Annotated in this window: 13 protein-coding genes and 4 tRNA genes; 11 read left to right on the forward strand and 6 right to left on the reverse strand. The window is 38.6% G+C overall.

What is annotated here, in order from left to right:
• Positions 1 to 14 precede the first annotated feature (14 nt).
• The 3 genes from ACK1I8_RS10445 to ACK1I8_RS10455 all read left to right on the forward strand — a co-directional run bounded on the left by ACK1I8_RS10445 (position 15) and on the right by ACK1I8_RS10455 (position 1,893).
• Positions 15 to 722 carry a TIGR00730 family Rossman fold protein gene (locus ACK1I8_RS10445; RefSeq protein ID WP_412469264.1) on the forward strand — a complete coding sequence of 236 codons (708 nt, stop codon included), beginning with the start codon at positions 15 to 17 and terminating at the stop codon, positions 720 to 722.
• Positions 723 to 870: 148 nt separating this feature from the next.
• Positions 871 to 1,374 (forward strand): hypothetical protein, encoded by a 504-nt coding sequence (locus ACK1I8_RS10450; RefSeq protein WP_412469265.1) that lies wholly within the window; start codon positions 871 to 873, stop codon positions 1,372 to 1,374.
• A 24-nt stretch (positions 1,375 to 1,398) separates the two neighbouring features.
• Complete coding sequence (locus ACK1I8_RS10455; protein ID WP_412469266.1) at positions 1,399 to 1,893, forward strand: hypothetical protein; 495 nt, start codon at positions 1,399 to 1,401, stop codon at positions 1,891 to 1,893.
• A gap of 308 nt (positions 1,894 to 2,201) precedes the next feature.
• Here ACK1I8_RS10455 and arsC read toward each other — a convergent pair whose 3' ends face one another.
• From arsC to ACK1I8_RS10470, 3 genes are all read right to left on the reverse strand, one after another.
• Positions 2,202 to 2,546, reverse strand: a complete 345-nt coding sequence (gene arsC / locus ACK1I8_RS10460; protein ID WP_412469267.1) for an arsenate reductase (glutaredoxin) — start codon at positions 2,544 to 2,546, stop codon at positions 2,202 to 2,204.
• 11 nt (positions 2,547 to 2,557) lie between these two features.
• Positions 2,558 to 3,148 carry a DUF502 domain-containing protein gene (locus ACK1I8_RS10465; RefSeq protein WP_412469268.1) on the reverse strand — a complete coding sequence of 197 codons (591 nt, stop codon included), beginning with the start codon at positions 3,146 to 3,148 and terminating at the stop codon, positions 2,558 to 2,560.
• Positions 3,149 to 3,366: 218 nt separating this feature from the next.
• Complete coding sequence (locus ACK1I8_RS10470) at positions 3,367 to 5,826, reverse strand: bifunctional UDP-N-acetylmuramoyl-tripeptide:D-alanyl-D-alanine ligase/alanine racemase (RefSeq protein WP_412469269.1); 2,460 nt, start codon at positions 5,824 to 5,826, stop codon at positions 3,367 to 3,369.
• Positions 5,827 to 5,887: 61 nt separating this feature from the next.
• On the opposite strand from ACK1I8_RS10470, the gene ACK1I8_RS10475 reads away from it, so the two are divergent.
• The 3 genes from ACK1I8_RS10475 (at position 5,888) to ACK1I8_RS10485 (ending at position 6,700) form a co-directional block, all read left to right on the forward strand.
• Complete coding sequence (locus ACK1I8_RS10475; protein WP_412469270.1) at positions 5,888 to 6,376, forward strand: regulatory protein RecX; 489 nt, start codon at positions 5,888 to 5,890, stop codon at positions 6,374 to 6,376.
• Between the two features lie 94 nt (positions 6,377 to 6,470).
• Positions 6,471 to 6,546 (forward strand) — tRNA-Gly (locus ACK1I8_RS10480).
• A gap of 70 nt (positions 6,547 to 6,616) precedes the next feature.
• Positions 6,617 to 6,700 (forward strand) — tRNA-Leu (locus ACK1I8_RS10485).
• A 476-nt stretch (positions 6,701 to 7,176) separates the two neighbouring features.
• Here ACK1I8_RS10485 and ACK1I8_RS10490 read toward each other — a convergent pair.
• Positions 7,177 to 7,626 carry a hypothetical protein gene (locus ACK1I8_RS10490; RefSeq protein ID WP_412469271.1) on the reverse strand — a complete coding sequence of 150 codons (450 nt, stop codon included), beginning with the start codon at positions 7,624 to 7,626 and terminating at the stop codon, positions 7,177 to 7,179.
• Positions 7,627 to 7,697: 71 nt separating this feature from the next.
• Positions 7,698 to 8,426 carry a hypothetical protein gene (locus tag ACK1I8_RS10495; RefSeq protein ID WP_412469272.1) on the reverse strand — a complete coding sequence of 243 codons (729 nt, stop codon included), beginning with the start codon at positions 8,424 to 8,426 and terminating at the stop codon, positions 7,698 to 7,700.
• Positions 8,427 to 8,856: 430 nt separating this feature from the next.
• On the opposite strand from ACK1I8_RS10495, the gene ACK1I8_RS10500 reads away from it, so the two are divergent.
• The 4 genes from ACK1I8_RS10500 to ACK1I8_RS10515 all read left to right on the forward strand — a co-directional run bounded on the left by ACK1I8_RS10500 (position 8,857) and on the right by ACK1I8_RS10515 (position 14,140).
• A tRNA-Gly gene (locus ACK1I8_RS10500) sits at positions 8,857 to 8,932 on the forward strand.
• 70 nt (positions 8,933 to 9,002) lie between these two features.
• Positions 9,003 to 9,086, forward strand: a tRNA-Leu gene (locus ACK1I8_RS10505).
• Between the two features lie 228 nt (positions 9,087 to 9,314).
• Positions 9,315 to 9,917, forward strand: coding sequence for a helix-turn-helix transcriptional regulator (locus tag ACK1I8_RS10510; protein WP_412469273.1), 603 nt, complete (start codon positions 9,315 to 9,317; stop codon positions 9,915 to 9,917).
• 437 nt (positions 9,918 to 10,354) lie between these two features.
• Complete coding sequence (locus ACK1I8_RS10515; RefSeq protein WP_412469274.1) at positions 10,355 to 14,140, forward strand: hypothetical protein; 3,786 nt, start codon at positions 10,355 to 10,357, stop codon at positions 14,138 to 14,140.
• 754 nt (positions 14,141 to 14,894) lie between these two features.
• Here the strand turns inward: ACK1I8_RS10515 and ACK1I8_RS10520 are convergent.
• On the reverse strand, positions 14,895 to 15,029 hold the full coding sequence (locus ACK1I8_RS10520) for a hypothetical protein (protein ID WP_412469275.1): 135 nt from the start codon (positions 15,027 to 15,029) through the stop codon (positions 14,895 to 14,897).
• A gap of 145 nt (positions 15,030 to 15,174) precedes the next feature.
• Between ACK1I8_RS10520 and ACK1I8_RS10525 the strand changes: the two genes are divergently transcribed.
• Positions 15,175 to 16,992 (forward strand): AIPR family protein, encoded by a 1,818-nt coding sequence (locus tag ACK1I8_RS10525; RefSeq protein WP_412469276.1) that lies wholly within the window; start codon positions 15,175 to 15,177, stop codon positions 16,990 to 16,992.
• Positions 16,993 to 17,342: the final 350 nt, after the last annotated feature.

Below are 17,342 nucleotides of genomic sequence, written 5' to 3' on the forward strand. Positions count from 1 at the left end.
TAGAATAACAGTATATGACGAGTGAAGAAAAAATTAGAAGTGCTTTTGAAAACAAAGACTGGCAGGAAATCAAAGTAACCGATTCCTGGCAAATTTTTAAAATCATGGCCGAATTTGTAGACGGTTTTGAAAAACTGGCTAAGATTGGTCCGTGTGTTACCATTTATGGCTCTGCCCGTACCGCCCAAACCCACCGGTATTATCAACTGGCCGAACAGTGTGGTAAATTATTAACCGATAGAGGTTATGGCGTAATTACTGGTGGTGGTCCCGGTATTATGGAGGCGGGTAACAAAGGTGCACATACCAATGGAGGTAAATCGGTAGGTTTAAACATCGAATTACCATTTGAGCAGTTTCATAATAAGTATATCGATCACAATAAGTTACTGGAATTTGATTATTTCTTTGTACGTAAGGTGATGTTTATGAAATATAGTCAGGGTTTTGTGGTATTGCCAGGTGGTTTTGGCACCATGGATGAATTATTTGAGGCCTTAACGCTTATCCAGACCGGCAAGATTGCCCGTTTCCCGATTGTATTGGTGGGGGTTGATTATTGGGGTGGACTAATCGAATGGATTAAAGGAACCATGTTACAAAAAGAACACAATATCCATGAAGAAGATTTGAACCTCTTCAGATTGGTTGATACGGCAGAAGAAGCCGCCGAGCATATTTTCCGTTTCTACGATAAATATGTACTTAAACCGAATTTCTAATGGTGTTGGTTAGTTGTAAAAACTGGTCAATCGGTTAAATGCCAATTTCCAACTGAAAACTTGCTAACTGAAAAAGTGCTTACCAACAATAAGCACTTTTTTGTGTAACAACTTCCAGCAACCGGCATCTAAACTAAAATCCAATAAAATGTCGAAATTGATCAACTGGAAAAACGATTGGTGCAATGGAAATGTTCAGCTTTTTGCAGATGGGCTGCAAAAAGGAGCCATTACTTTCGCCATGTGGACGGGCAATGCGGAAAGTACATTCGAAGATCAAAACTATCAATTTGTTAAAGAAGGATTCTGGCAATCAGGCAGTAAGGTAATCAATCGTAAAACTAATGAAGTGGTTGGCTTTATTACTTATGACTGCTGGAAATCAAAAGCATTGATCAGCCTGACTAACGGAGAACAGTATGAATGGAAATCAACCGGCATCTGGAAATCGCATTGGACGGTAAGCAATTATAAGGATGAGCATATTATGTATACATCCGGCAGCCATAGTGGTGCAATATCTTCAGATACCGATAATAAATTACTGGTAGTTGCGGGCTTATTTATTAAACAGGTTTACAACAGGTATACCGTTCTCCTGATGGCCTGCATCGTCCCGATTATCACTACATCAACATTTCGCCATCATTAACATTTTAAATTAAATCTTTGTGGGATGGAACAGGTATTAAGTTGGAGAAAAGGTTTATTTGACAGTAACTATCAGGTATTCAACAACGGATTGTTAAAATTTTCGCTGAATTTTATTTCATGGAAAAATTCAGCAATAGCTACTACGCAGGCGGGCATTTATATGTTTAAAAGTGAAGGGTTTTCTAAACCTGAAACTAAATTATTGAACAATCAGAACGGGCTTTTAGCAGTAATCACTTACGATTGGCTTCATTTTCAAGCTAAGGTAGTTTTTGCATCTGGTGATGCTTTTGATTGGAGCTTTCAAAACAGCTGGTTAAGGCGATGGTCTTTAAATAATCATCGGGATAAAAAGATCTTGTTCAATTCTTCAAGCGGAAATGGCTTGTTACACGCCAATATAGATGATGATCTGCTCATTTTATGTGGGCTTTTTATCCGGGAATACTATTCGAGACTGATTTTCGGCATGATTATTTTCCTGTTCTGCCTACTTACTTTTAAAAATATATTTTAATCTGTCGTTGCGGGCGAAGTAAAAAATCTTTTTAATTTTGAATAGATTCACTGAGCATCAAAGATACTGAAACAAGTTCAGTATGACGACATTGAGCGGGATGTATCCCGTTCTAAAAATGTAACAGGAAAAAGCTAGAATGGATCAGATTTTGAAATTTCTTTTGAAATACATCATCCCGAATTTATTTAAGTGTCTATACCGCGAGGTTATCGGCTAAAATTAATCCGATAGTAATCAGATCAGCATGACAATCGCGCCCGTAAATATATTTCTGAGAACATTGCCGATCAAATGCCTGGTGTTAGTTAACCCCATATCTCTTTCATCTTTTCGGCCGGCCGGGCAATTACTGCTTTATGATCTGAAATAACGATTGGTCTTTCAATCAGAATGGGATGTGCAATGATGGCATCAATCCATTCTTCATCACTCAATTGTTTTCCTTTATAATTTTCAATAAAAATCTTTTCTCCTTTGCGGATCAATTCTAATGGCTTAATTCCCAGTTTGCTGATTATTTCTTCCAGCTCACTTTTACTGGGTGGCGTTTCCAAATAATAAACCACGTTAAAGGCCTTTCCACTGTTTTCTATTGCTGTTAAGGCAGACCGGCTTTTAGTACAGCTGTTATTATGGTATATTGTAATCATTTTAAAAGCGCTTAAAGTCCGCTCACCCCACCACTAACCACCAGTTTCATGGCATCAGCTGCTGTCATATTCAAATCAGTTACCTTATCTCTTCTTACAATGCAAAGCTGACCGGCAAATGAGTAAGAAAGTGGAAAATATACAGCAACCTCATCCGGAAGCTGAAGTTTATGCAGATCGTTCTGCGTTAAAAAACCAATCTTTTTTAAGCCACCCTCTACTTCAACCAGCACCGGGTGGTTAAATTTCTTCTCATCTCCTACAAAGGCCTCTGTTAAATCTTTGATAGATGAATAAATAAAGTTCAGGAGCGGCAAACGCTGCATCATCCGCTGAAACCAATTGTACATTGGTTCGGTAACCAAATTAGTTACAAAAATACCAGCGAGCAGGATAATGGTAAGCACGGTAAGCAAACCCAGGCCTGGGATATTTCTACTTTCGCCGGTAAGTGGGTTTACACCAAATACATTCTTTACATTTAACCAGCTATCAACCGTTGTAACTGCCCAAACCACAATAAAAATACTCACTGCGATGGGCACAACAATTAATAATCCTTTAATCAGATAGTTTAAAATAGCTTTCCCAACTTTGTTCATGGCGCAAAATTAGTGTTTTTTTAGTTCATTTGGTCATTAGCCACGAAGTCATTTGTTTTGCACGAGCGTTTATTGGACGTTAGTCATTAGTTCATTTGTGCAGGTTACCTACTTTGCAATTGGCCGTTAACGTAGGCGATGAACCATCAAACTATTAACCGCCAAATAAATAAGCAATCCCGCTATATGAATAACCAATCAACCGATGACCAATTAACTTATTCATAAAAATAGACTCTTTTAACCCGCTGCGAAATATTGGTCAGGATTTCATACGGAATGGTACCGATATCTTTTGCCAACTGCATAATGCTGTGCTCTTTATTAAAAACGATCGCTTCATCTCCAGGTTTCACCTCAATCCCTGTAACATCCAGCATGGTCATATCCATACAGATCGAGCCAATTGTGGGTACTAAATGACCATTGATGAGCATTTTACCAACGGCATTACCAAAATATCGGGTATATCCATCCGCATAGCCAATTTTTACGGTTGCTATTTTACCACCGTTTGGCATAAGTCCTCTCCTACCATAACCAACCGTTTCGCCCGGTGTTAACGTCTTCACCTGAGTAACCGTCGTTTTAAGAACCATTACTGTTTGCAAACCCCGGTTGTTGGTTAAAGCAGAATCAAAACCATACAGACCTATGCCCAAACGTACCATATCCAGCTGCGCATCGGGCCAGCGCGAGATCCCAGAAGTATTGGCAATATGCAACAATGGTTTATAGCCCAGAATATTAATCAGCCGGTTGGATACGCTTTTAAACAGATCAATCTGCTGCTGGGTAAAGCCATCATGCGCTGCAGCATCGCTGGCTACTAAATGTGAAAAAATACTCTGCACTTTCAACCTGTTCGAATCTCTTAACAATACAGATAGGGCATCCATTTCTGCCTGATCGAAGCCCAGGCGGTGCATACCACTATCTATTTTAATGTGGATGGGATAATCGAAATCATAATCTGATAGCGCATTCAAAAAACTATTCAGAATCTCTACACTATAAATTTCGGGCTCGAGCCGGTGTTTGATCATAGCTTCGAAGGCAGATTCTTCCGGACTCATCACCATAATCGGCAACGTAATTCCAGCTTTACGCAGGGCAATGCCTTCATCCGCATAAGCAACAGCCAGGTAATCCACCTTGTGGAACTGCAATAGATTAGCAATTTCGAAACTTCCGCTTCCGTAAGAAAAAGCCTTAACCATGGCCATTATCTTAACGCCTGGCTCAATTTTAGACCGGTAAAACTGCAGATTGCCTACCATGGCATTCAGATCAATCTCTAAAACCGTATCATGTATTTTTTGGGTAAGCAATTTGCTGATGCGCCCAAATTCAAAACGCCTTGCCCCTTTTACCAATATGGTTTCGTGATTAAAATGTAAACCCGGAAAAGCCTCTACAAAAGCATGGGTATCCTCGAAAAACTGGGTTTCAAACTTAAACAGGCTGGCATAACGGGCAATGTTTGTACCAATACCGATTAAACGGTTTATCTTTTTCTGTGAGAGCAACCCAGCTATTTCGGTGTACAGATCAAGGTCATCTCTGCCCGTTTCGAATAATTCGGAAAGGATGACGGTTTTCTTGGGGTGTTGGTTCTGTTGATTTAAAAAGTCGAGCGCGATGGCTAAAGAAGAAATATCGGCGCTGTACGAATCATCAATAACGGAACATTGGTTAATGCCGTTTTTCAGTTCCAAACGCATGCTTACAGGACTCAGTTTCTCCAAACGCAGATCGGCCTGCTCCGGGCTATAACCTAACGCCAGTAAAGCTGCCCAGCAAATCATGCCATTTTCAATCGAGGCTTTATCTTTAAAAGGCAAAATGCACTCAATTTCCCTGTTTTGATAAATGGCCCTTAAATAACATCTTCCTTCAATAGGCTCAACAGTAATGATCTGCAGATCTGCCGGCTGTTTACTGCTCCAGCTAAACTTTTTTTTACCGGGCAGATCTTTTACAGCCAATTCACTCACATATTCCGGCGAATAAATCAATAGTTCGGATGCTGCAAAAAGTTTCAGTTTTTCGGTTAGTTTTTCTTTTTTTGAACTGAATCCTTCCGCATGTGCCTCGCCAATATTGGTTAAAATTCCAATTTCAGGGTGGATAATTTCAGCTAAATGCTGCATCTCGTTAACTGCAGAAATACCAGCCTCAAAAATGCCAAGGCTGTGCTCCGCCTCGATCTGCCATACCGAAAGCGGCACCCCTATTTGTGAATTATAACTTTTAGGGCTCTTAACAATATTAAAGTCGGCTGCCAAAAGCTGATACAGCCATTCTTTAACAATGGTTTTCCCGTTGCTGCCGGTAATACCGATTGTTTTAAGACCGAATTGATGCCGATGATAGGCGCTTAATTTCTGTAATGCCTCCAAAGCATCATTTACCAATAAAAAATTGCAGTCGGGGTATTCTGGAATATATTTTGCTTCGGTAACAACAAAATTCCTGATTTTTTTCGCATAGGCATCTTTGATAAATTCGTGTCCGTTACGGTGCGAAGAAAGGGCAAAAAACATCGAACTTTCCGGTACCAAAACCGAGCGGCTATCCATCACCAGGTACCGGATAATGACCTCTCCATCAATTAATTTGCTATTGGCACTTAAAATTTCGGCTATTTTGGCAACGGTATATATGGGATTTTGCATGCTATTATATTCAGAAAAATACGGTAATCGCTTATATTTTTACGAATTTCAGTAATTAATTATGAAAAGCAGTAAACAAGAAGCAGTATTATTAGATAAAAAACAAGCTTTGGCCAAAGCCGAAAGTTTTTGCGTTTACCAGGAACGCTCTCAAAAAGAGGTTCGCTACAAATTGGTTGAATGGGGAATGCGTGGCGATGAACTGGAGGAAATTATTACCGACCTGATCATCAACAATTTTTTGAATGAAGAAAGATTTGCCAAACATTATGCATCGGGTAAATTTAACATCAAACATTGGGGCCGGGTTAAAATTAAACAGGGGCTGAAATTGAAAGGTGTTCCGGATAAAATCTTACAAAAGGCAATTTACAGTATTGACGAGGATGATTATTTACAGACAATAGAAAAATTAGCATCGAAAAAAGCGCAAAGCTTGGGTGAAAATGATCCGTTCAAAAGGAAAAATAAGCTGATGAGCTACCTTCAGGCAAAAGGTTTTGAAACGGATTTAATTTTACTTGCACTGAAAGCCAGCAATTTAAATTAAATATTAAATTTTTAATAAAAAATCTCTTGACAGATCTATAAATCTGCCTATATTTGCATCACCAAAACGAAACAACAACATCAGTTTTGTAAATGCGAAAGTAGCTCAGTTGGTAGAGCACGACCTTGCCAAGGTCGGGGTCGCGAGTTCGAATCTCGTCTTTCGCTCCATAAATGCCTTCCTACCAGAAGGCATTTATTTTAAAATTAACCAAGCCGATGGAGATCGGCAGCGGCTAATGCTCGGGTGGTGGAACTGGTAGACACGCAGGACTTAAAATCCTGTGCTTTCAAAGGCGTGCGGGTTCGATTCCCGCCCCGAGTACACACAAAATCGAACGAAACCTTTCAGAAATGAAAGGTTTTTTGCTTTATAGTCATTTTTGTTTATAGATCAAAAGGCTAACTCTGGATAAGGAACTGATAGAAACGTCCCGACCTAAAGTCGGGATGCTTTCAAAGGCGTGCGGGTTCGATTCCCACCCCCGGGTACACGCAGTATCAAAATAACAGATTCAGAGTTGGCAAAAGAATTAAATTTGGAGGTGTCGTCATACTCAGCTTGATCCGATAGCTATCGGATGGGCATCTTAATGATTTTGGTAGGGACTTACGTCTTTGCCGTTCTATCGTACTAAGATTAGCTACGCTGAGCACTTCGTGGTTCCCGTCTTCACAGCAATGACAACCTTTAAAAATATTATTCTGCCAAAAACCTCCAAAATTATTAATGACACAGCCTCTTTTTTTCTCTCACCTCTACATCCATCATTTTAGTATTTGCTTAATCCCTTACTATTCTCACATCTTTGCCAATACATTATTCAGTTTTCTGTATCCCTTTCTGAATTTCAGGTATAAAATTGTTGTGATACACGGGTAAAGTATCACAAAGATCCAAAGTTTGGCCATCACATTACCGCTATAATGATAACCGTCTACCCATAAGCTGACAATAAACATTAAGATCAGTAAAATCGGCGCTCCGGAAAAGCTAAGCCATGAAAAAAAGGAACTACTCCTGATTTCGCGGATGAAATTCAAAAAAATGGTAAACGAGCAAATGACCGCCGCCATGAGGTATAATAACGAAAAGCCTATATTTAAAACGAGATCTGCAATGTATCGAATAGTGACTTCAAAGCCATTGCCGTTAGCGGACGAATTCATAATGGTCATGACGTAGGCTACATATAAAACTAAACCTAACAGTAAATCTATCATCCAGTATTTTAAAATAATTTTGCGCATTCTGAATGTTTGGCTAGTCAATTATAAAATGGACGGTGATGTAAATAAATGACTCACTAGAGAGATAAAAATTAATCAAACGCTATCAATTTATCCTGAGGAAGATCATATTCATAAATCCGGCCATCCTCTTCGCCAACATAAAGCCATTGAACAATAGTACTGCCATTTGGTCCTACCGGTGCAATACCAATTACCCTGTATTGCTGACCGTTTCTTTCTGCCGACTCGATAGAATAAGTCAGCTGATCCCGTTTCTTTATCGCCGCCTGCAATAAAGGATTTTTTGTTTGAGTGAGATAATATTCTGTTAACTGATAAACCTTGTTAAGATATGATGTGGTAAATTCCTCATCGGTAGACCAGGTATATTTTAATTTTTTGCCATAGGTGTTTCTGAAGCTCGTTACCGGACCGTCACCTAACTTTTTTACGGAAAGCAATAACAAGGCCGGCATTTCGGAATCATTGTCGCCAGGAACAGTAACTGTACCTTTCTTCCAGATCACCTGTATCTGGTCACCACGATTCAGGTCTCTATTGTTATCCGTTTCGTTAATGAAACAAAACGTACTATCACCCTTTCTTGCCAGGATTTGAAAATAATCACCGTCATCAAGATATTCTACAAAGGCCATCTGGTCAACATGCTCATGATGGTTATCTTGTTTTTGTTCGGCAACAGGCTGTTTTGGAGCAGGATTTTGTTTCACCGGCTCCTGCTTTTCTGTTGTTTTTGAGTGGCAGGCCAACAGGCCGCATATTCCTATAATGATGAATGCATTAATAAGCTTTTTCATTTGGTTAACCATTTCATCTGATGTGCCTAAATAAAATTAAGTCGTGTTTGCAAGCCAGGCCAGCCATACAACCCATTCATTCAGATCATCTCAGGCAAGTTACTAAAACTTATTTGCTATTCAATTACCGCTCTTCCCGCTTCTAAATTTCCATTTTACGATGAGTAACTTTGCTGCAAGTATATTAAAAATTTTTTTTTATTTTTCTTCAGGTTGATCTACATCCTCAATCCAGTCTGCTAAATCGGCTTTTAACTCTCTGATAATCTTTAAATTTATGAATAAAAACAACCAGTGCATCCTGATCATCTCACACTAAAAAGCCACTGAAAACATTGTTTAAAGCAAAAAATAAAATTATTTTTTTTGATAGTGATATTTATATTTCTATATTTGCAACCCCAAAGGAACACAACACATGTGTTAATTTGCGAAAGTAGCTCAGTTGGTAGAGCACGACCTTGCCAAGGTCGGGGTCGCGAGTTCGAATCTCGTCTTTCGCTCCAATAAATGCCTTCCTGCCAGAAGGCATTTATTTTAAATTAACCAAGCTGATGGAGATCGGCAGCGGCTAATGCTCGGGTGGTGGAACTGGTAGACACGCAGGACTTAAAATCCTGTGCTTTCAAAGGCGTGCGGGTTCGATTCCCGCCCCGAGTACACATAAAATCGAACAAAACCTTTCAGAGATGAAAGGTTTTTTGTTTAATATATTTTTCCCGCCCTTAAGCAAATCTGAAACAGATAAGATTATTACAAGCGGTTGTATCCGAAAGCCCTAGTATATTGCCCCCCAATTATAACCCACTGGAAAACGGTCAGACTAAAGCGCCTCACCCGGAGGACCTCATAAATTTTTCAAACACATTTAAAATAAGTATTGATTCGTTGCTCAAAAACGATCTTTCTAAGATTTCAGAACTGAAGTTAAGGGAGCTGGAAGCGGGAAGCGATATCTACCTGCAGGGCGGCAAAGTACGCATATTGGCAATCTCGGTCGATAAGCATGATAAAGAGAATGTGGAGTATGTGCCGGTCAATGCAAAGGCCGGGTACATGGCAGGCTATAATGATCCGGAGTTTATTGCAGGGTTGCCCAAAGTGAATCTGCCTAACCTACCGAAGGGCAAAAGCTACCGGATGTTCCCGATAGTTGGAGATTCGATGCTGCCCATACCGGAAGGTAGCGATGTGATTGCAAGCTTCATTGAGGATTGGACGCAGATAAAGCCGCGGACAGCTTGTATCGTGATCCTCAATGGAACCAATGATTTCGTGTTTAAAATGGTTACCGTACAAGGTGATAGAACCGTGTTGCTGGAATCTTTAAATAAAGCATACCAACCCTATACAGTTGCGGTTAATGATGTGTTGGAGATTTGGCAGTTTCATAGTTATCAGTCGAGGGAGCTGCCAGATCAGGAAACTGACCTGAATGAGATAAAGCGGATGATTATTTCACTGAAAGACCAGTTGCCTTTCAAATTGTAGTATATTTTTATTATGTGTGTACTCTGCAATTACTTCGATACCTAATGCAGCTGGTTGATCAATACAAAACCACCTGAGAATTTACCGATACGAATGCCGGTAAATGGGATTACAACGGTAAGCCCCTGGTTAGGTTTTAGTATAGGGTACAACATCGGATTGCTTTGGGGCAGCGCGGCAGCAAATAATTTGCGTCTGGGTATTGGCTTTTTGATAAGTAAAAAACCAATACCCATACCATAGTACAGATGACGATCGAAAGTACTGCAATTTGAAAAGTAGCGTTCCAGACGGCACTTTCAGAGAAGCTGCTCCAGCTGCCACCCTGTCAAGTATCAGAACATTTGTTAATATCTTTTAATAAAATGGCTATAATACCCTTGGAATACTTTTAAATATACTTGAAATTTGATTTATCTAAATAATCCCACTTACTCATGAATACGATTTCTAAAATTGAAGATTCCCTTCAAGGTTTAAATGAAGCGAAATTTCAGAATATGATTAATCACCTGTTATATTTGCAAGGCAACAAATTCGGAGGTGCTCCAGGGTCTGTTGTCGGAAAAGAAAAAACGAGTAAAGGTGCACCGGATTCATTTTTTTTAGACGGTGATAAATATATCTTCGTTGAATCCACAACCAAAGAAAGAATAGGTGGTTCAAAATCTTTTTTCGACAAGCTTTCCAAAGATATCGATCATTGTTTTGATGAAGAAAATACCAAAATCCTGAAAGACAACATTTCAAAGGTAATTTTAGCCTGCAATGAAAAAGTAAGCGCAGAAGAACATAAAGAACTTGCACAAAAGGTCAGAGCATTTAACCCATCTACTCAGTTCGAGCTTTTAAATATCCAGAACCTGCCTTTAATGATTTTTGATCATCCCAAGCTGGCGGAAGAATATCTTGATATTCAGGTCATCAAGGGTGATATCTATCCACTCGACGGGTTTCTAAAAAAAACAACAAAGGGACTTCAGCCATCGCTTACAAATGAGTTTATTGGCCGTGAAAATGAGCTAGCGAATTGCTATGAAGCGTTGAACCGCTGCGACCTGGTGTTACTTACAGGGGGGCAGGGCGTAGGAAAATCGAAATTAGCGGTAAAAATACTGGAGGAATTTTCATTTCAGGATTATATTCCAGTTGTCATTCAAAGTTCCGGAGTTTCCCTGTGGGACGATTATCAGCACTTGTTCCTTCCCGGAAAAAAGTACATCTTACTTTTTGATGATGCCAATAAATCTGTAAGCAATCTTAATTACCTATTGAGCAAACTGGAGGTGATAGACTCCTATTTGGTCAAGTTGGTGATAACCTGCCGTGATTACGTTAAACGTCAGGTTGTTGCAGCTTTGGAAAACTGGCGTTACGAAGAAATTGATGTTTCAGAGTTTACAGATGAGCAAATCGGTGGAATAATTTTGGCTGCCCTTCCAAGCCTAAAATACCACAGCGATATCAAAAGAATGATCACTGATCTTGCCAAAGGTAATGCTCGTGTTGCGTTGATGGCAACAAACTCAGTTACGCCAGGAGCTGAAACAAATTATCTCAGTAGTCCGGTTATGCTTTACGAAAAATATTTTCAGAAGATTGCAGCGGAAATCGGGATTTTCAACAATTTCATGATTTTAAAGTCACTTGCAATAGTGAGTTTCTTCGGTGTTTTGGATCGGACGAATGAGGAGACGAAGTTGCTTTTGGAGAAAAATTTTGGTATCAACTGGAATGAGCTATGGACAGCTATCATGGAATTGCACAGTAATGAAATCCTGAATGTTTATGAAAATGAAATTGTAAAGGTCTCCGACCAGGTTTTGGCTTCGTATGCTTTCTATAAATGTTTCATAGATAAAGATACCGCACAAATTAATTACGCTTCATGGATTCTATCTATGCTTGATAAACATCAGTCACGCATCCGATTCAGCCTGATTGATGCCAACAATACCTTTGGGTATTTCAACATTAAGGATTTAGTTCTCCCGCATCTTGATGATTTATCCGGACGACTAACAAAGAATGAGGATCTCTATACATTCTATGAATTGTTTTGGTTCTATAAAGGACGGGATTGTCTGCGATATCTAAGTGGCTGGATAGATAATCTTGACCAGGAAGATGCCCCAGAAAATTTGTCTTTTGAGTTTAAACATAATGATCATACCTCACCGTCAAGACATTTCGAACTTTTAAAAAACTTTTGGGATCATGGAACAGGACTGCTGAAACCATCCCTGGAACTTACTTTGAGACTATTGGAAAAGCAGCCCAGCAGGATTCCAGAAGTGCTTAAATATTTTGTAGAAGCCTTTAAATATACCCTTGACGACAGGGATAGTAGTGAGAATCCCTATGGAAGGCAAAACATTCTTTTAGATGTTCTAAATAAGACTGATAAGAGTATTACCAGGCAGAAATTGGCAAATGGATTATTCCTCTGGATCGCAGAAATTTTATTAGGCTGGCATTTTCATCAATATGGTCCTTCAAAGGGACATAAATTCACGATATATAATTTTGATCTTTACAAGTCCGATAATTTAACAGCGCTTCGTAAAAGAATCCTGTACCAGTTCTATATTCTTTTTGATAATGCAGAACCTTTATGCGCGAAAGTTTTGCGGAAGATCATTTATCCAGGTGGCAAGCTCGATTTGAGCATATATGTAGATGAGCTTAGTATTTATCAGCATTTAATTGGCAATAAGCTTGATGTTGACCAGTATGCCCACTGTAAGTTTGTTGCTGTTCTAGCCAAGAAAATTACTGAGGCAGGCAAAGAAGTTCCGGAAAGTTGGACACGATTTATTGATTCTGATATCAGGAAACTTTCCCATTTTTTGAAGCCTGGTTGGGAGTATAGGGAAGACAAAAGTTTTGAAGAATCAGAGAAAGAAAAAAAGCAGGATTTTGAGGCATTCCTTCATGATAAGAGCTGGGAGGAAATTAAGGATTTCCTCATTAGAATAAACGGTTTTTACAAACAGCAGTCAAAGGATGACAATTGGAGTATTCAGTCGTCAGTAGGCACAATATATGGCTGTCTTGCGAATAAGAGTAAAAGCGATTTTATAAAAGCACTAAAACTGTATTTCGACGGTACAATAGAAATAGGGCTTAATGCTTACGTGATGAGCTGGCCACTTTCTACCGACCTTATTAAAGCAGGTGAATTGTGGGCAGTAATGTCCGGTTACAGTTTTAGTCAAAAACAGTATTGGGAGTCCGCCCTTTTAATGATGCTTCCAAATGAGCAGGCTGACAGGTTCTTCCTGGACAAATTAATCGGCTTATTCCAGCAAGGTAAATTTCAGACACATATATCCAGTATGCTTGAGTTTCTGAAGTTTGAGGCTAGCTTTGAAAATTTGAAGTCTGAAAATCCTCAATATAAAGAGCATAATATTATTAGCTTCTTATCGAGCTTAATCGTCGACTCAAAACCGACTTACCAATACCCGCTGGGGCTGAATTTCGGTAAAGAATGTGCTTTTTATTTTAGCAGCCATCCAGAACTCTTCGAAAATTGTTTTTGGTTTCAATGGGATCAGAGGCAAAATTTTGATCATAATGGGGACGAGTTTAAAATACTGGTTGATAAGGACCATCATTTTATAGCTAAAAGCTTAAAAAATAACATCATTGGCACAGGATATCCTTCCAAAAGAAGACTAAAAAAGCTTAATCCTGGTGTGTTGTGGGAATATCCAGAATATGAGCAGCTGATTGAAGAGGTCTTAATGGCTGTTTTTGAAAAGGCACAATTTATTTCCATGGTAGAAGACGATCTTTTCTCCCTATTTACCTTTAGAAAAAATGGAGATATACATATCGAAAAAGCAAAAGCGGTTCTTATAAATCTCACCCGAAAATATGCAGGAATAGAACATATCGTCACAGTCCTTGCCGAAATTGGTTACCATAATTTCCAAGATTGGTTCATTTCTTATTTCAGGGAATACCTGTTGGTAAACAAAAAATTTGAACTAACCAGAAAAATAACGTTTGGCAGAAGTGAAAGCTGGTCAGGGAGCCGTGTGCCCCTTATCCAAAAAAAGATTGACTTCTACCAACAAATATTAAAAATGGTACAAGAACTTCCTGATGTGATTGATTATTTCGAGCATATCGATCATTTTGAACAGTTGATAGCCTGGGCCAAGAAGGATATTGCAAGAGAACAGCGGGGCGATTTTATGGATGAGTTTCATTAAATCTATTAATTGGAACCCTTTGGCCACTATGCGGTTCGGCCCAATCTTTTTTACGATTTTGCTATTTATACTTAGAATTAATAACAGCGGGCTTTAAATGAAATAGAAGTCTGAAAATGCTGTATCCAAATAAAAGGGATGCTTGAATTGAGATTGCATGACGAGCTTAAAAATATTGTTACGGAGAGCTGAAAAGCCGTTCGTGTATCTGCTGCCAGGAACCTGGCTTCTGGTATATCTATGTTCGAGGTTGATGCTTGAAATGTACTCTGATTGGGGCTTACTTTATTTCTGGAAGTGGGTTGCCATAGCGATAGCGCCCATCTTTGCTTACGCAGCATTGAGGACTGCATTTATCAATAAGCAGAAGTGGTTCCTTGCCATCATGTAGAGGTGACGGGCGGAGAGAAGATGCGGGCGAGGTGGCTGCATGTTAAGGATATGGTTTACGGTAACAGGTATATATGGGCGATCATGCTATGTATGATCATCTGTATATCAATCAGTGCTATAGCTACTGTGGCAGCAGAAGTTTCGATGGGAAACCCCGAAAAGCATGCCGAGAAAATTAATATCTGAGTACAGAAAGCTCAACGATGCAGCTATAACATCGGGCGGATTTTTTTGAATATCTATCGTTCGGTAGAGCCTAAAGAACGTGATTCTGTTGTTCGAAATGGAAACCCATTTCCTGAATTTCGCAGTGGCATTCAATACGCTCTACCTACGAAGGCTTAAGGACCTCACTTTTTTATTAAAGTGTTGTAGGTCTAATGGAAATTGTGGTGATGGTCCTCAGGAAATTGCCAGTGTCATCCAGAGGTGCGTTTTTATTTGCATCTTTAAATACAAACAGCGTTTTTTTGATTATTTTTTTTGTTGTTTTCATGGCATTAAATTTTAAACCAAGATAGCAATTAGTCTAGCACTTAGCAAGATTAAACAATCAACTGTCGCAAACGATTAAGAAAACCAGTATAGAAATACAAAAAAATTTTATAAATTTAGTTTTTTAACCATTTATAAACCAAGTAATGGAAAACCTTAACCCTCTCGAAGATTCTTCGGATCTTAACAAAGATGAAGTACAAAATGCATCCGATCAAGCGCAGAATAAAGTCGCCAAGCCAAACAGCCAAATCAAAATTCTACTTGAAGGTTGCCTTGGAAAATTCACTGAAGATAACGCGCTGGTAGAAAAAGAAAGCGAAATATTTGAGCTTTTTTGTCTTTTTCAAATAACAAAGTCATTGGACATAGCATTTGAAGAGATTCAAGACTCAATTGTTGATGGAGGAAACGACGGGGGAATTGATTCTCTAATGGTTTTGATTGACGACAATTATATATCTGCTATGGAAGACATTGACGATATAACTTTTTCAAGAAAAACTGCCGCAACGATTATTATTTCGCAATGCAAGAAAGAAAGTTCTTTTAAAGAAGCTGCGGTCGACAAAATCATTACAACTCTTCCGGAACTCTTTGACCTAAGTAAAAACCAACAAGATTTACTGATTAGATTTAATGCGGACCTAACTGAGAGAGCAGAAATTGCGCGACTTGTTTGGCAAAGATGCTCAGCTAATGGTGGTAAATTGGAAGTAATTTTTAATTACTGTTCCTTCGCAGAAGAGATTAGTGTTAATGGGGCATTTAGATCCAAAACAGCCCAATTAGAGCAGTTGGCTAAAGATAGGTTCTATGGATCAACAGTAGTCTATAATAACTATAGCTGTAAAGAATTATTAACGCTATATTCTACACAAAAACTGCAAAGGCTTGCTATAAGATACAAGGAAACTCCTTTATCAACTTCATTTGGGGAGGCTGGTATTGGATATGTAGGAACAGTAAAGCTTGCAGATTACAAAGCATTTTTAACCGACGAAGATAGTTCGATAAGAGAGGATCTATTTGAAAGCAATATTCGTCATTTCCAAGGTTTGGTAGATGTAAACAAAAAAATTAAAGAAACAATTGAGAGCAATCATAATGAGGATTTTTGGTGGTTGAATAATGGGATAACGATCATTGCCAGTGCCCCATCCTTAGTTGGCACCGTTTTATCCGTTGATAATGTTCAAATAGTGAATGGCTTGCAAACTTCCTATTCAATTTTTTTAAATCACGATGGCGACAAATCAGATTTAAGATCGGTAATGGTTAAAGTCATTATTAATGAAGAAAAGGCAATCATAGACCATATTATTGCATCAACAAATAGTCAAAATCCAGTTTCTGCCGCATTGCTAAGAGCGACAGATGAAATACAGAGAAATATTGAATTACATTTTCTCAATAAGGGGTACTATTATGATCGCCGAAAAAACTATTACAAAAATCAAGGTAAACCAGTTAGCAAAATATTTAGTATTCAAACAGCCGCGCAGGCTGTAGAATCAATCTTATTTGATAATCCCTATTCTGCACGATCAAAGCCTACTTCGTTAATAAAAGAAGATAATACGTACAACAAAATTTTCAATAAGCAATTTGAGCATCAGATCTTTTTAAATTGCTGTCTTATTTTGAAAGCCACTGGAGAATACCTTGCTGGGTTAGAAAACAGGGAACTAAAAAATAAGCTATCCAATTTCAAATTACACATTGCGAGAATAGCGACATCATTTATTTTAAATAAGGAAGAATATACCCTGGAGGACTTATCAACCCTTGATTTAGGAGAATACACAACTGACAAATTCAATAGTGCTTACAATGTAATGTCAAATGCGATTGACTCATTTCAAAAAGATAATCCAAATTCTAATCTTATTAATATGGCAAAATCTAAAGGGGTTACAGATGTCATGTTGAATGACTTATCAACAATTTTTTTGCTTGCCTAGATAAACTTGGAACTTTATGGATTTTAAAACTTGGGAAGTCAGACTGGCTCTTCAGATAGACCTGTATAGGGATTAAAATGCCGCTTAAATAATAAGATCAGATTGGTTGGTCGCTATATTAGCAGCGACTTTACAATTACTAACGTTACGCTACCTTTTCGAATTATGATAAAAATCGCATCTTTATGGTGATAAGGATTGTAGTACTCTGAATCAGTTATTTAAGTATTGCAGGTTTTGAATAGTGAGCAATTGATATCCTAAATAAATACGTGAAGGCATTGTTGCGTCATTCGTGCGTGTATAGTTTTCATAGCAAAGATACTACTGTATATCAGCGAGTTAAGAAC

The sequence above is a fragment of the Pedobacter sp. KLB.chiD genome, assembly GCF_047040275.1.
GTDB lineage: Bacteria > Bacteroidota > Bacteroidia > Sphingobacteriales > Sphingobacteriaceae > Pedobacter.

What these genes read in the sequence shown, in the direction of transcription:
- ACK1I8_RS10445 (WP_412469264.1), top strand. Translation starts at nt 15, where the DNA reads ATGACGAGTGAAGAAAAAATTAGAAGTGCTTTTGAAAACAAAGACTGG.
- ACK1I8_RS10450 (WP_412469265.1), top strand. Translation starts at nt 871, where the DNA reads ATGTCGAAATTGATCAACTGGAAAAACGATTGGTGCAATGGAAATGTT.
- ACK1I8_RS10455 (WP_412469266.1), top strand. Translation starts at nt 1,399, where the DNA reads ATGGAACAGGTATTAAGTTGGAGAAAAGGTTTATTTGACAGTAACTAT.
- arsC (WP_412469267.1), bottom strand. Translation starts at nt 2,546, where the DNA reads ATGATTACAATATACCATAATAACAGCTGTACTAAAAGCCGGTCTGCC.
- ACK1I8_RS10465 (WP_412469268.1), bottom strand. Translation starts at nt 3,148, where the DNA reads ATGAACAAAGTTGGGAAAGCTATTTTAAACTATCTGATTAAAGGATTA.
- ACK1I8_RS10470 (WP_412469269.1), bottom strand. Translation starts at nt 5,826, where the DNA reads ATGCAAAATCCCATATATACCGTTGCCAAAATAGCCGAAATTTTAAGT.
- ACK1I8_RS10475 (WP_412469270.1), top strand. Translation starts at nt 5,888, where the DNA reads ATGAAAAGCAGTAAACAAGAAGCAGTATTATTAGATAAAAAACAAGCT.
- ACK1I8_RS10490 (WP_412469271.1), bottom strand. Translation starts at nt 7,626, where the DNA reads ATGCGCAAAATTATTTTAAAATACTGGATGATAGATTTACTGTTAGGT.
- ACK1I8_RS10495 (WP_412469272.1), bottom strand. Translation starts at nt 8,426, where the DNA reads ATGAAAAAGCTTATTAATGCATTCATCATTATAGGAATATGCGGCCTG.
- ACK1I8_RS10515 (WP_412469274.1), top strand. Translation starts at nt 10,355, where the DNA reads ATGAATACGATTTCTAAAATTGAAGATTCCCTTCAAGGTTTAAATGAA.
- ACK1I8_RS10520 (WP_412469275.1), bottom strand. Translation starts at nt 15,029, where the DNA reads ATGAAAACAACAAAAAAAATAATCAAAAAAACGCTGTTTGTATTTAAA.
- ACK1I8_RS10525 (WP_412469276.1), top strand. Translation starts at nt 15,175, where the DNA reads ATGGAAAACCTTAACCCTCTCGAAGATTCTTCGGATCTTAACAAAGAT.